Source organism: Amycolatopsis halotolerans (assembly GCF_042647905.1).
GTDB lineage: Bacteria > Actinomycetota > Actinomycetes > Mycobacteriales > Pseudonocardiaceae > Amycolatopsis > Amycolatopsis halotolerans.
The window spans coordinates 63279-76789 of record NZ_JBHRWI010000019.1 but is presented as its reverse complement, the minus strand read 5'-3'; the positions used below and the strand labels follow the sequence as shown (position 1 = coordinate 76789).

The following is a 13511-nucleotide window of genomic DNA, read 5'->3' as shown; positions in this document are numbered from 1 at the left end:
GCGGCGATCACTAACCGGCACAAGGAGAAGGCGGCGCGGAGGAGCGTGACGTTCCCCACGTGGCCTGCGGCGCGTCGCCGGTCAGCGAGAAGTCCAGAGTGGACCCGCGGCGCAGTTGTTCGAGGCTGACGAACGTTTTGTCCGACGCCGTGCCGTTGACGCGAAGCCCGGAGACGTACTGCAGCTGCGCCCCGCTGGCGCCGCGCGCGTTGACGGTGAAGTCGCGGCCGTTGGGCAGATGCAGCACGGACTTGGCGAACCGCGGCGCGTTCAGCACGAAGTCGCCGGTGCCCGGGACGGCCGGATAGAGGCCGAGCGCGCTGAAGACGTACCAGGCGGACATGGTGCCGAGGTCGTCGTTTCCGGTGACGCCGTTGGGGGCGTTCGTGAACAGCGTGTGCGCGGCCCGCACCACCGCGGAGGTCTTCCACGGCTGTCCGGTGAGCGTGTACATCCACGGCGAGTGCAGATCGGGCTCGTTGTTGGGGTTGTAGCGGAACTGCTTGTAGTAGTCATATGGTCCGACGACCCACTTCTCGTGCGCGGTTTTCGCCGGGTCCTTCACCAGGTCGTCGTAGGCGAAGAAGTCGTCGAGCCGCTTGCCCGCGTTGGCCGCGCCGCCCATCTTCGCGACCAGGCCGGGCACGTCCTGCTGCACCAGCCACTGGTACTGCCACGCGGTGCCCTCGTGGAAGCCGTCCTGGCCTTGCGGGCTGTACGGGCCGTCGGCCGGGGTGTACCAGCTGCCGCCGGTCACCTTCGGGCGGAAGTAGCCGGTAAAGCCGCGGTCGGTCACGGACGGATCCCACAACGTCGTGTACGTCCGGCCTTTGGCCGCCAACTGTTTCGCGTCCTGCTTCCGGCCGAGCGCGGAGGCCATCACGGAGAGGGAACAGTCGCCGAGGGCGTACTCGAGGGTCGCCGACGCACCGTGTGCTGGATCGGTGTCTTGGCCCTTTTTCGGGAAGTTCGGGTCGTATTGGACGAATCCGTCGGCCTGGTAGCTCGCGTTGCCGGAGCGGCCTTGGAACGGTGACGACGCTGGCGGGATTTCGCGGGAGTTCTGCAGCAATGCTTGGTAGGCGTGCATTTCGTCGCCGCTCAACGCGCCGAAGCGCCACAGGTCGACCAGGAATGGCGTGACCGGGTCTCCGGTCATGGTGTTCGTTTCCTGGCTCGCGTACGCCCAGCGCGGGAGCCAGCCGCCTTGGTCATGGATCGCGAGGATGCTCTTCGCGACATCCCGGGCCCGGTCCGGTTTCAGCAGCGCCAGGAGTTGGTTTTGCGAGCGGTAGGTGTCCCAGAGGGAGAAGAAGTCGTAGTACGTCCAGCCGATCGCGCGGTGGATCTTCTTGTCGAAGCCGTAGTAGCGGCCGTCGGCGTCGTTCGCGGTCAGCGGTTGCAGGAAGGCGTGGTAGAGCGAGGTGTAGAAGACTGTGCGGTCATCGGGGGTGCCGCCGGTGATGTCCACACTGGACAGTTCACGTCGCCAGGCGCGCTGGACGTCGTTCTTCACCGCGTCGAATGGACGGACGCGCGAGTCGGCGAGGTTGGTGTCCGCGCCACGAGCGTCCACTTGGGAAATCGACGTGGTGGCAGTGACTTGGCCGCCCTTCGGGAAGGTCAGCCAAGCGCCGCGCAGGCCCGCACCGCCTTGCGCCGAGCGACTTCCGGGCGTGCCGCCGTCCGGTGACCAGGTGCCGTAGGAAGAAAAGGGTTGGTCGAATTTGGTGGTGAAGTAAGTGGTGTACGGCTTGCCGCCGCAGAAGGCTTGTGACTCGACAGTGCCCGCGATGGTGCGGTCGTCGACGATCCGGACGCTGCTGCCGCTGACCGGTTCCTTCGCGTTGGCTTGCCCGACGTTCACGAAAACGTTGGCCGGACCGGATTTGTCGAAGGAGTATCGCTCGACGCCGCTACGCGTGCTGGCGGTGGTTTCGACGTCGATGCCGCCGTATCCGGTGAGATGCACCTTGTAGTAGCCGGGTTTCCCGACCTCGCCTTCGTGCGTGTACGGCGCGGCGTACTTGGCTTGGTCGAAGGTGGCGGGCTTGCTCGTGTCGAACGCCGCGCCCGGGCCGATAGCGCCGGTGGTGGGCAGCATCGACACCAGGCCGCCCTGTTCCCAGCATCCCGCGCCGGACAGGAAGAAATGCCCGAAGCCGCGGATCGCGGTGTCGGTGTAGAGATAACCCGCGTAATGCGTGGTGATCGGGCTGGATTGCACCATGCCGAACGGCGCCGACGCACCGGGGAAAGTGTTGCCCTCGTCCTGCGTGCCGATGAACGTGTTCACCGCGTCCAGCGGATCCGCGGGCCGCGCCTCCGCCGCGACCGGCGTGAGCGCCGTCGCGGTGACAGCGAGCGCCACCGCACTCGCCAAAACCCTGCTCCTCATGGGACTCCTCTGGGAAAAGTACGTGAGGGGAACCCTGAGGGACTCTGAGTCCCCCAGGGTTCCCCTCACGGAAGGTCAGCCCGCGGCGATGGCGAACACGTGCATAGAGCCGCCGCTGACGCCGCTCGGCAGCGTCACGCTCGCGACGGTCTTGCCCGTGTCCAGCGTGATCGGCGCGGTGGCGAACACCATCGTGCGGATCTGCTGCGCGTCGCCGCCCGCGGAGTTGCGGTACGGGGTGGACAGTGCGATCCGGTTGCCGAACGCTGGCTGCGCTCCGCCGCCGCCCAGGGTCCAGTCAGAGAATCCGACGGCGGCGGTGGACTTGCTGCCGTCGGTGTAGGTGACGGTGAGCGTGCCCTGTGCGTTGCCGTTGCTGGCGGAGCCGAGCAGCGCGAGCCGTCCCGAACCGGACAGGTTGATCGTCTGGCCCGAAGCCACGACGTTGTCCGGGTCGCTGACCGGGTACGACGGCCAGGTGAAGTTCAGCCCGTCGCTCGACACCGTGCCACCCGGCTTGGCACCGGCCTTGGCCAGCGCGTCCGCCGAGTAGCTCCAGCCGCCGCCGTCGAAGTTCCCGGCGGCCGAGTTGGCGTCCGGCGAGAGACCGGTGTTGTCCACTGTGGCCAGCCAGCTGTTCGGCTTCGCCACCAGGACCGTCAGCACCGCCTGCACATCCGCGAGGCCCGGCGAGGAGAACGTGACCGGGATCCGGCGCGGACCGTCGGACGTGCCTGCCGGAACGCTTACCGTCACCTGAGCGTGACCCTTTCCGGCCGCTGGGACCTGGACGGAACCGGTCGCGGGCGACAGCGTGATGCCGTCGGCGCTACCCGCGGAATAGGTCCAGGTCTTCGCGGTGCCGGACAGATCCTGCACGCCCACCGAAGCGGTCGAGGTGGTGCCCGCGGGCACCACCGCGCGTGCCGGGTCCACAAAGGACAGGCTCGGCTTCTCCTGCTCACGGAACGACGGCGGCGCGTCAGCCGGAGCCGAACCCCACGCGGTAGCGGTCGTCGAGCGAGTGAAGTCCAGCTTGCCGCCCTGCGAGAGCAAGCCCTCCGACAGCCACGCCTTGGTGGCCGCGCCGCCGTTCACCTTCAGACTGCTGGTGTATTCGCCGGTGCCGGGGGCGTTGACGGTGATCTTCTTGCCCGCTCCAGTGGTCACCTCGGCGTGCGCGAAGCGCGGCGTGGTCAGCACGGTTTCGGCGCGGCCCGGGATCTCCGGGTAGACGCCGAGCGCGGACCAGACGTACCAGGACGACATCTGCCCGAGATCGTCGTTGCCGATCAAGCCTTCCGGACGCGGGTTGTACAGCTCGTCCATCGCCCGGCGCACGATGTTCTGCGTCTTCGCCGGGGCACCTGCGAACGAGTACACGTAGGGCGCGTTCGAGTTCGGCTCGTTGCCGAGGAACGCATACGGCTCATGGGTTCCCGCGTTCAGCTTCGTGAAGAAAGTGTCCAAACGCGACTGTGTGGCGGTGGTGCCGCCGAACGCGGTCACGAGCCCGCCGAGGTCGTAGGGGACCATCCAGTCGTACTGCGCGCCGTTGCCCTCGACCCAGCCCTGCGAGCTGGCCGGGTCGTAGTTCGCGGAGAACGAGCCGTCCGAGTTGCGCGGCTGCAGGTGTCCGCTGCCCGGGTTGTAGAGGTTCTGCCAGTTCTGCGCGCGCTTCATGAACGTGGTGTACGTGGCGCTGTCGCCGAGCCTCTTCGCGAACTGGGCGATCGCGAAGTCCGCGCTCGTGTACTCCAAGGTGTCCGCCGCCGCGCCGGGCACGTAGCCGAGCCGTTGATAGTCCTGCAGGCCCGGCCGTTCGGTGTAGCCCTGGGTCGGCTGCGTCGCGCCCTTGATCATGAGCAGCAACGCTTTCTGTGCGTCGAAGTCACGCGCACCGAAAGCGTAGGCACTGGAAACGATGATGTGGTAAGGATCCCCGTTCATCACGCCGGTGTAGTCGTTCGCCACCGTCCAGCGGTCCCACGAACCGCCTTGTTCGGCGAAGGCCATCATCGAGCGCACGAGGTCCGAGGTCTGCTTCGGCGCGATCGTGGCCAGCAGCGGGACCTCGGAGCGGTAGATGTCCCAGCCGGAGATGTTGGTGTACGTCGCGTGCCCGCGTTCGGCCTGGTGGATCCGGCCGTCGAAGCCGGGGTAGCGACCGTCCACATCGGAGAAGATGTTCGGCTGGATCAGCGAGTGGTACAGCGAGGTGTAGAACGTCGTGGTGTCGGCGTCGCTGCCGCCGCTGACCTGGATCTTGCCGAGCTGGTCGTTCCACGCCTTGCGCGCGGACGCGGCCACCGCGTCGAACGACTTCTTGCCGTTGTTCTCCGCCTTCAGGTTCGCCTTCGCGCCGTCGACGGACACAAAGGACAGTCCGACCTGGACGTTGACCTGCGCGCCGTTGAGGTTCGGGAACGTCACGTACCCGCCGCTGCCCGGCCCGCTCACCGTGGTGTCCTGCGGTTTCGCCGCCGCCGGGCGCGCCATCGACGAGCCGATGCCGTTGGGCTGCGCGACCTTCGCCTTGGCACCGCCGGTCTCCGCGGTCTTGCCCGGCGTCACCGCACCGTTCTTCCATGTCCCGACGGACTCGAACGGGGTGTCGAACTTCGCCGAGAAGTAGACCCGGTACGAGTCCTTCGCACCGCAGAACCGGCCGCTGGTCGCCCAGCCGCTGATGGTGTCCTTGCCGATGCTGATCGACGCGTCGTCGGTGCCGTTGACCGAGCCCGAAGTGTTGACCAGCAACGTCGACGCCGCGCCCGCCGGGTAGGTGAACCGTCCGGAACCGGTGCGCTGCGTCGCGCTCAGTTCGACCTTCGCGCCATTGTCGAGGGCGACGTCGTAAGCGCCGGCGGTCGCGTGCTCGTTCTGATGCGAGAACGTCGAGGTGTAGTGGCCCGGATCGGTCGCGGGCGACGTGCTGATCTCGCCGACGTACGGCATGAACGGCAGGTCCTGATACGTCGTGCAGCCCGCGCCGGAAAGGTGCGTGAGGCTGAACCCGGTGATCGTGTTGTCGTCGTAGAAATAGCCGCCCGGCTGGGATTTCTTCGTGTCCGGGCTCCACTGCACCATCCCGAACGGCGCGACCGCGCCGGGGAAGGTGTTGCCCGCGCCGCCGCCGGTCCCGTGGTCCGCGCCGCCGGGCCGGGTGCCGACGAACGGGTTCACCCACTTCGCCAGGTCCGCGGACTTCGCGGCGCTCGCCGCGGGATCGGCCAGTGCGGGGGCAGCGGGCGCTGCCGCCGCCACGACCGCGGATGTCAGGAAGATCAGTCCGGCTCTCCAGCGCGCTCGCGCCATCGCCATCGCCTCTCCAGTTGTCCGGCGCGAATCCGCCGTCACCGGCCTTCGAGGCATCGATGACAACCTTGTCGCGCACCGTCGATGCGGGCTACCTTCGGCAATGGCTCACCGGATCGTCAAGACCGAGGTGAGAGCCTGTCCGATTCAAGACAACGATGTCCACCATCCGCACCAGCGGATTCGTCGAAGCGGGCAGCGCGGACCGGCAAGCATTGACACCGGGGAGCCGGATGGTGTCCAATCCCCCGCATTATGACAACGTTGTCTCACTCGGGCCGGGACGCGGACGGACTCCCCCGCCCCGCCAGCAGGCGGGCCACGATGAGCGATGTGGCCCGGCTGGCCGGCGTCAGCATCAAAACGGTGTCGCGGGTCGTCAACGACGAGCCCGCGGTGCATCCGGACACCGCCGAGCGCGTGGTGGCCGCGATCGAACAGCTGGGGTTCCGCCGGAACCTCGGCGCCCGCAACCTGCGCCGCGGCTCGACCACCGGCACCATCGGCCTGGTCGTCGAGGACGTCGGCAACCCCTTCTACTCCGAGCTGAACCGCGCGGTGGAACGGATCGCGACGTCCTTCGGCAGACACGTGCTGACCGGGTCGTCCGGCGAGAACTCCGACCGCGAGCGCGAGCTGTCGCTGGAGTTCTGCGCGCGGCGCGTGGACGGCCTGCTGATCGTGCCCGCCGGGCTGCAGCACGGGTATCTCGTACCGGAGATGCGCGCGGGCACGCCGGTGGTGTTCCTCGACCGCCCGGCCGGCGACATCGTGGCCGACACCGTGCTCGTCGACAACCTCGGCGGCACTATCGAGGCGGTCGGCCACCTCGTGCGGCACGGCCACCGCCGGATCGCGTTCCTCGGCGACAGCCCGGACATCTTCACCGCCGCCGAACGGCTCCGCGGGTTCCGCGAAGGTTGTGTGCGCAACGGGATCTCCTACGACGAGAGCCTCGTGGCGATGCAGACGCCGACGCCGGAAACCGTCGGCCACGCCGTGCGCAAGCTGATCGGCGGGCCGAACCCGGCCACCGCCGTGATCGCGGGCAACAACCGGGTCGCGGTGCACCTGCTGCGCGCGCTCGCGCACTCCGAGCGCAGGCCCGCGCTGGTGAGCTTCGACGATTTCGAACTGGCGGACCTGCTCGACCCGCCGGTCACCGTGATCGCCCACGACGTCAGCGCCCTCGGGCACGCAGCGGCCGAGCTGCTGTTCGCCCGGATCCAGGGAGACCAGTCCGCCCCGAGAAAGGTAGTTCTGCCCGTGCACCTAGTCGCCCGCGGTTCCGGTGAGGCCGCCCTGTGACCAAGCACCTCGAGCCGGTCGCGCTCCCGGCCAACCAGCCGCCGCAGTTCTACCGGGGCGGCGACGCCATCGCCGCCCTGCGCGGCGCGACCGGCACCGACTCGAAATTCGGGCCGGAGGACTGGGTCGGGTCCGTCACGACCATGTTCGGCCAGGAGACCAACGGTCTCACCAAACTGCCCAGCGGGATCTGGCTGCGCGACGCGGTCGGCGGCGACCCGGACGCGTGGCTGGGCGCGGCGCACGTCGCCAAACTCGGCGACTCGACCGGCCTGCTGGTCAAGCTGCTCGACGCCGGACAGCGGCTGCCGGTGCACTTCCACCCGTCGGATTCCTTCGCCCGCAAGCACTTCGACTCGCACTTCGGCAAGACCGAGGCGTGGATCGTGGTCGGCACCTACGGCGACGACCCGCGCGTGTACCCCGGTTTCCGGGAGACGCTGAGCAAGGAAACCGTCGCCGAATGGACCCGCGAGCAGGACGCGCCGAGCATGCTGGGCGCGCTCAACAGCATCCCGGTGCGGGCGGGCGACACGGTCTACATCCCGGCCGGGCTGCCGCACGCGATCGGCGAGGGCGTGTTCGTGGTCGAACTGCAGCAGCCGACGGACTTCTCGCTGACCCTGGAATGGCGTGACTTCCTCACGTCGCCGGAAAAGGGCCACCTCGGGATCGGCTTCGACACCGCGATCGAAACGCTCGACACCTCGGGCTGGGACGACGACCGGCTCAAGACGATCGTGAAGCACACCTCCGGCGACGAAGCGACCGCGGTGGACTTGCTCGCACCGGACTCGGCGGAGTTCTTCCGCGCCGACCGGATCCAGTTGTCCGGCAACGCGTTCTCGCTCGACCCGTCGTTCAGCGTGCTCGTCGCGCTCGACGGCGAGGGCACCCTGCGCACCGAGCACGGCGGCGAGTTCCCGGTGGCGAAGGGCGACACCTACGCGGTGCCGTTCTCCGCCGGCCAGACCGAGCTGTCCGGTTCGCTCACTGTCATCCGCTGCCGCCCGCCCGCCCCCGAAGGGAGTTAGCGCCGATGAGCGAGATCCTGCTCGAAGCGGTGGACCTGACCAAGCACTACGGATCGGTGGAAGCCTTGGGCGGCGCGTCTTTCCAGGCGCGCGCGGGCGAGGTGACCGCTTTGATCGGCGACAACGGCGCGGGCAAGTCGACGCTCGTGAAGTGCCTGTCCGGGGCCGAACAGCCGACGTCGGGCCGGATCTTGCTCGAGGGCGAGGAAGTCCGTTTCGATTCGCCGGTGGCCGCGCGCCGGGCCGGCATCGAGACCGTGTACCAGGACCTCGCCGTGGCCCCGGAACTCGACCCGGCGGCGAATCTCTTCCTGGGCCGGGAAATCCCGCGCAAGGGCATCCTCGGCAAGCTCGGCATGCTCGACAAGGCGGAGATGCGCCGCCAAGCGGTCATCGAGTTCGAAAAGCTCGGCGTCACGCTGCAGAGCACCGAAGTGTCGATCGGGTCGCTGTCCGGCGGGCAGCGGCAAAGCGTCGCGGTGGCGCGGTCGGTCGCGTGGGCGTCGAAGGTCGTGTTCATGGACGAGCCGACCGCGGCGCTGGGCGTACGGCAGCGTGGGCGCGTGCTGGACGTGATCAAGAAGGTCCGGGACAAAGGCATCGCGGTGGTGCTGATCAGCCACAACATGCCCGAGGTGCTTTCGGTGTCGGACCGGGTCGAGGTGCTGCTGCAGGGCAGGCGCGTCGCCCGGTTCGCCGGTGCGGACACGAAACTCGAAGACTTGGTCGCGGCCATGACCGGCGCGCTGGTCCAGGAGGAGGCTGCCTGATGAGCGCACCGGTCAAGGACATCCAGACCACTGTGGACGGCGATTTCGTCAAACCTCCCCTGGGAAAGCGGCTCGTCGGGGCCAACACGTTCTGGATCGCGCTGGTGTTGATCGCGCTGATCGCGGTTTTCACCGCCATCGCACCCGCCGAGTTCGCGAACCTGTTCACTTTCCAGACACTGCTGAACGAAACGTCCGTGCTGCTGGTGCTTTCGGTCGGCATGACGTTCGTGATCATCACCTCCGGCATCGACCTTTCCGTCGGGTCGGTGCTGATCTTCGCCGGGATGGTCGCGGGCAAGACCATGGAGGCGCTCAGCAGCGGCAACGCCACGCACGCCGGCTGGGGCGTCATCACCGTCGGGCTCGTCGCGGCGGTGCTCGCGGGCACGGTCTGGGGCCTGATCAACGGATTCCTCATCGCAGTGGCGGGCATCCCGCCACTGATCGTCACGCTCGGCACCATGGGTGCCGCGCTCGGCGTGTCGTACCTGCTCAACAACGGGTCGGACGTGCGCAGCGTGCCCACCGAGCTGAACCAGACCCTCGGTTACGGCACGTCGTTCGGCGGGATCCCGAATCTCGTGCTGGTGGCCGTGGTGATCACGCTGATCTGCGCGTGGCTGCTGCACACCACACGGTTCGGCCGGTACACGTTCGCGGTCGGCTCGAACGCCGAGGCGGCGCGGCGGGCGGGCATCGGCGTGACCGCGCACCTGCTGAAGGTGTACCTGCTCACCGGTTTCCTGGCCGGGATCGCCGGTTTCATGTCGCTGGCTTACCAGAACTCGACCACGATCTCGGCGCACACCAACGACAATCTGAACGCCATCTCCGCGACGGTGATGGGCGGCACCAGCCTCTTCGGCGGCGTCGGCTCGATGCTCGGCACGGTGATCGGGGTGTTCATCCCGGCGGTGCTGAACAAGGGCTTGAACATCACGCACGTGCAGGACTACTGGCAGTACATCGCGATCGGCGCGGTCCTGATCGCGGCGGTGTGGTTCGACCAGCGCCGCCGCCGCAAGCGCAACTCCCGCTGAATCGGTCCCCGAGTACAAAGAGGTGCTTACGATGAAATTCAGCAAAACCGTCCTCGCCGCGGGGACTCTCGCGTCCGCAGCGATGCTGGTGACCGCGTGCGGCACCGGACAGATCGGGCAGAGCGGGTCCGGGGACAAACCCGGCGGCAACTCGGCGAACAGCAAGAAGCTGGCGCTGGTCCCGGGCGTGCAGGCGGAGCCGTTCTACATCTCGATGCAGTGCGGCGCCGAGGCCGAAGCGAAGAAGCTCGGCTATGAACTGACCACGCAGGCGCCGCAGAAGTTCGACGCGGCGATGCAGACTCCGATCGTGAACGCGATGGGCTCCAACCCGCCCGCCGCGCTGCTCGTCGCACCGACGGACGACCAGGCGATGCTCGCGCCGATCCAGCAGGTGAAAAACCGCGGCGCGAAGATCGTCGAGGTCGACACTTCGCTCAAGGACAAGAGCGTCGCGGTGTCGTCGGTTTCCTCGGACAACGCCGAGGGCGGCAAGCTGGCCGCGCAGACCATGGCGAAGCTCGTCGGCGACAAGCCGGGTTCGGTGATGGTCCTCGACACCATCGCGGGCACGTCCACCACGGCCGCCCGCGCGAAGGGCTTCGAAGACGAGTTGAAGAACCACCCGAACCTCAAGTCGGTGGGCATCCAGTTCACCCAGAACGAACCGGAGCAGGCCGCGTCGAAGGTGACCGCGGCGCTGGTCTCGACGCCGGACCTCGTGGGCATTTTCGCCACCAACCTCAACACCGGCGAGGGCGCGGCGACCGGCCTGCGCAACGCGGGCAAGATCGGCAAGGTCAACCTGGTCGGCTTCGACGCCAGCCCGTCCGAAGTGGACGGTCTGAAGAAGGGCGAGTACCAGGCGCTCATCGCGCAGGACCCGGCACAGATCGGCACCAAGGGTGTCGACCAGGCGGTGGCCGCGCTCGAGGGCAAGCCGACCGAACGAAACCTGACCGCGCAGCTGCACTCGATCACCAAGGACGACCTGGACGCGAATTCCCAGTACTTCTACAAGCAGAAGTGCTAGCTTCAGGCACGGCCGAAGGGGACTTTCCGCGTGGAAAGTCCCCTTCTTCGTGTTACGGGCTAGTATCTACTCCCCCAGGTACCCGAGGGGAGGCCGTCGATGACCGAGAGTGCCCGGCTGCCGTGGCGCTCCCGCCCGGACGCCGTCGGCGTGCTCGGCGCGGCGCGGAAGGTCGCCGACGACCTGAAGGACGGCCTGTCCGGAGTCCGCGCCCGACGCGCCGCGCACGGGTTGCGGCGACTGTTCGACGTCGCCGGGCTGGGGCTCTCCGATCTGTCCGGCACCTTGATGTGGTCCGGTCGACCCGGTGCCGACGACGCGGTGTCCCGAATTCTGGACGACGTGCTGCACCAGGAAGAGCCGATCTCCTCGGGCGGTGTGACGGCGGTTCCGTTGCACGTCCACGACGAGTTGGCAGGCGCGTTGCTGCTGGTCGGCGAGGTGCCCGGCGCGGTGACCCGGCAGGCTTCGGACCTCGTCGTGCAGGCTTTGGAACGGGGCCGGCTCGAGGCTTCGGCGGATCAGGCCGCGCAAGCCGAACTCCGGGCGCTGCGGGCGGAGATGTCGCCGCATTTCGTCTACAACGCGCTCACCGTCATCGCCTCGTTCGTCCGATCGGAACCGGACCGCGCGCGTGAGCTGATGCTCGATTTCGCCGACTACACCCGCTACAGCCTGTCGCGGCACGGCGAGTACACCGTCGTCGCCGAGGAGTTCCGCGCGGTGGAAACGTATCTCGCGCTGCAGCGGGCGGTGCTGGGCGAACGGCTCAAGGTGCAGGTGCGGGTCGCACCGGAGGTACTTGCGGTGGCGGTGCCGTACCTGGTACTCGAACCCCTCGTGGAAAACGCGATCCGGCACGGCATCGAGCCGCGGTCGGGCACCGGGCTCGTCCAGGTGCACGGACAGGCGGAAGGGAACGACTGCGTGATCAGCGTCGAGGACGACGGGGTCGGCATGGAGCCCGAGCGCGCCGCCGCCATCCTCGCGGGCAGCGGCGACGGCACCGGGCTCGGAATGGCCAATGTGGACAGACGATTGCGCACGGTCTACGGGGCCTGGTACGGGCTGACAGTGGAAACCGCGGTCGGCGAAGGCACCCGGGTCGTCCTGCGAGTACCGCGGTTCCAGCCGGGGGTGCTGCCGTGAGCGGGCTGCGGGTGCTGGCGGTCGACGATCTCGCGCCGGCGCTGGACGAACTGTGCCGGATGCTGCGCGAAGCACCGGAAGTCGGCGAGGTCGTCGGCGCGAGCGATGCGTTGAAGGCATTGAAACTGTTGCAAGCAGACCATTTCGACGCGGTCTTCCTCGACATTTCCATGCCGGGTTTGGACGGGCTGGAACTCGCGACGCTGCTGGCGAAACTGTCCGAGCCGCCGGTGATCGTTTTTGTCACCGCGCACGACGGACACGCGGTGGCCGCGTACGGGATCGGCGCGGTGGACTATCTGCTCAAACCGGTGCGCACGGAACGGCTTTCCGCCGCGCTGGGGAAGGTGACCCGGTTGGTCCCGAGTGGCCGTCGAAAGTCCTCACCGGACGCGATGGCCGCACTGCCAGTCGATTCCGGCGGCCGGACTCGTTACGTCCGCCGTGATGACGTGCTGTTCGCCGAAGCCAACGGCGATTACGTCCGGCTGCACACGCGCGGCGGCGTGCATCCCGTGCGGATGCCGATCTCGCGGCTTGAAGAGTATTGGGAAGGTACCGGTTTTACCCGGGTGCACCGCGGATTCCTGCTCGCGGTGAGCGCGGTGCTGGAATTGCGGAGCGACACGACCGGCGGGCTGCTGGCGCACACCGAGGCTGGCGATGTGCCAGTGAGCCGACGGCACGCGCGGGATCTTCGGGACCGGTTGCTGGAGGCGGCACAGCGCGGGCAACTCGGGAGCACCCGGTGAGGGGCTCGCGCCGCGCCGCTCGTGAGTGGCAATGCCGGTTGGAACCGGTGCCGCCACTCACCAGGCCCGAGCCGCGCCTTCCCTTCGCGTCTCGTGCGCGTTTATCCCGGTTGGAACCGCGAACGCCACTCACGACGCCTCAGCGGGTCGCCCGATGAGCCGCACCAAACGCGTCGCCGTCACCAGCCCGCAGACCAGGCTCGCCCGGTCGCGACGGCTCGAACGCGGCCGCTGGCGGATGCCCCGCCTGCGCGCGCCGGAAGCGGAACGCGCGGCCGTGCTGTACCGGATCCAGCGCCGTCGCGGGATCCCCGCGCTGGTGGCGATGTTCGTGCTGGTGCTGGGTTTGCCGGTGCTGTTCTCGCTCGCCCCGTCGCTCGACAGCGTGCGGGTGTGGGGAATTCCGCTGTCCTGGCTGCTGATCGCGGTCCTGCCGTACCCGGTGCTCGCCGGGCTCTCGTGGTGGCAGCTGCGCCGCGCGGAGAAGATCGAGGACGATCGGTGAGCCGCCCGCCCGCAGCGCCCCAATGCGGCGTTGGGTGCGTTAGATGCACCGAACGCCACATTGGGTGCGTCCCACGCACCCAACGCCACATTGGGGTTTTCTCAGCCGCTGCGGCGATGCGCGACATCCGGCCAGGTCGAGTGGTCGCGTCCGTGAGGGGAACCCTGAGGGAATCAGATTCCCTCAGGGTTCCCCTCACGG

The 13511-nt window shown here is 68.2% G+C and carries 10 protein-coding genes; 8 read left to right on the top strand and 2 right to left on the bottom strand.

Translation table 11 applies throughout. The features are described 5' to 3' along the window. Positions 1-10: 10 nt before the first annotated feature. On the bottom strand, positions 11-2398 hold the full coding sequence (locus tag ACFORO_RS14400; RefSeq protein ID WP_377875063.1) for a GH92 family glycosyl hydrolase: 2388 nt from the start codon (positions 2396-2398) through the stop codon (positions 11-13). A gap of 75 nt (positions 2399-2473) precedes the next feature. Then, positions 2474-5722, bottom strand: a complete 3249-nt coding sequence (locus ACFORO_RS14395) for a GH92 family glycosyl hydrolase (RefSeq protein ID WP_377875065.1) — start codon at positions 5720-5722, stop codon at positions 2474-2476. Between the two features lie 318 nt (positions 5723-6040). On the opposite strand from ACFORO_RS14395, the gene ACFORO_RS14390 reads away from it, so the two are divergent. From ACFORO_RS14390 to ACFORO_RS14355, 8 genes are all read left to right on the top strand, one after another. Next, complete coding sequence (locus ACFORO_RS14390) at positions 6041-7024, top strand: LacI family DNA-binding transcriptional regulator (RefSeq protein WP_344269759.1); 984 nt, start codon at positions 6041-6043, stop codon at positions 7022-7024. Continuing rightward, entirely contained in the window at positions 7021-8058 is a 1038-nt protein-coding gene (locus ACFORO_RS14385) for a class I mannose-6-phosphate isomerase (protein WP_377875068.1), read from the top strand. The genes ACFORO_RS14390 and ACFORO_RS14385 overlap by 4 nt, the downstream gene beginning before the upstream one ends. A 5-nt stretch (positions 8059-8063) precedes the next feature. Then, positions 8064-8828, top strand: a complete 765-nt coding sequence (locus tag ACFORO_RS14380) for an ATP-binding cassette domain-containing protein (RefSeq protein WP_377875070.1) — start codon at positions 8064-8066, stop codon at positions 8826-8828. Then, positions 8828-9871: an ABC transporter permease gene (locus ACFORO_RS14375; protein WP_377875072.1), complete on the top strand. Its 1044-nt coding sequence runs from the start codon at positions 8828-8830 to the stop codon at positions 9869-9871. Before ACFORO_RS14380 ends, ACFORO_RS14375 begins: the two co-directional genes overlap by 1 nt. A 31-nt stretch (positions 9872-9902) precedes the next feature. Continuing rightward, the gene (locus ACFORO_RS14370) at positions 9903-10904 is read left to right on the top strand and encodes an ABC transporter substrate-binding protein (RefSeq protein ID WP_377875074.1); all 1002 of its coding nucleotides are present in this window, start codon (positions 9903-9905) and stop codon (positions 10902-10904) included. Positions 10905-11003: 99 nt separating this feature from the next. After that, a complete protein-coding gene (locus tag ACFORO_RS14365) occupies positions 11004-12053 on the top strand; it encodes a sensor histidine kinase (protein ID WP_377875076.1) in 1050 nt (349 codons plus the stop codon). Continuing rightward, positions 12050-12805 carry a LytR/AlgR family response regulator transcription factor gene (locus ACFORO_RS14360; RefSeq protein WP_354739066.1) on the top strand — a complete coding sequence of 252 codons (756 nt, stop codon included), beginning with the start codon at positions 12050-12052 and terminating at the stop codon, positions 12803-12805. The genes ACFORO_RS14365 and ACFORO_RS14360 overlap by 4 nt, the downstream gene beginning before the upstream one ends. A 154-nt stretch (positions 12806-12959) precedes the next feature. After that, the gene (locus tag ACFORO_RS14355; protein ID WP_354739064.1) at positions 12960-13310 is read left to right on the top strand and encodes a hypothetical protein; all 351 of its coding nucleotides are present in this window, start codon (positions 12960-12962) and stop codon (positions 13308-13310) included. The last annotated feature ends 201 nt before the right edge of the window (positions 13311-13511 follow it).

Excerpts from the sequence above, each read along its gene's own strand:
- ACFORO_RS14365 (WP_377875076.1), top strand. The coding sequence starts at position 11,004 with ATGACCGAGAGTGCCCGGCTGCCGTGGCGCTCCCGCCCGGACGCCGTC.
- ACFORO_RS14355 (WP_354739064.1), top strand. The coding sequence starts at position 12,960 with ATGAGCCGCACCAAACGCGTCGCCGTCACCAGCCCGCAGACCAGGCTC.
- ACFORO_RS14375 (WP_377875072.1), top strand. The coding sequence starts at position 8,828 with ATGAGCGCACCGGTCAAGGACATCCAGACCACTGTGGACGGCGATTTC.
- ACFORO_RS14390 (WP_344269759.1), top strand. The coding sequence starts at position 6,041 with ATGAGCGATGTGGCCCGGCTGGCCGGCGTCAGCATCAAAACGGTGTCG.
- ACFORO_RS14395 (WP_377875065.1), bottom strand. The coding sequence starts at position 5,722 with ATGGCGATGGCGCGAGCGCGCTGGAGAGCCGGACTGATCTTCCTGACA.
- ACFORO_RS14370 (WP_377875074.1), top strand. The coding sequence starts at position 9,903 with ATGAAATTCAGCAAAACCGTCCTCGCCGCGGGGACTCTCGCGTCCGCA.
- ACFORO_RS14400 (WP_377875063.1), bottom strand. The coding sequence starts at position 2,398 with ATGAGGAGCAGGGTTTTGGCGAGTGCGGTGGCGCTCGCTGTCACCGCG.
- ACFORO_RS14380 (WP_377875070.1), top strand. The coding sequence starts at position 8,064 with ATGAGCGAGATCCTGCTCGAAGCGGTGGACCTGACCAAGCACTACGGA.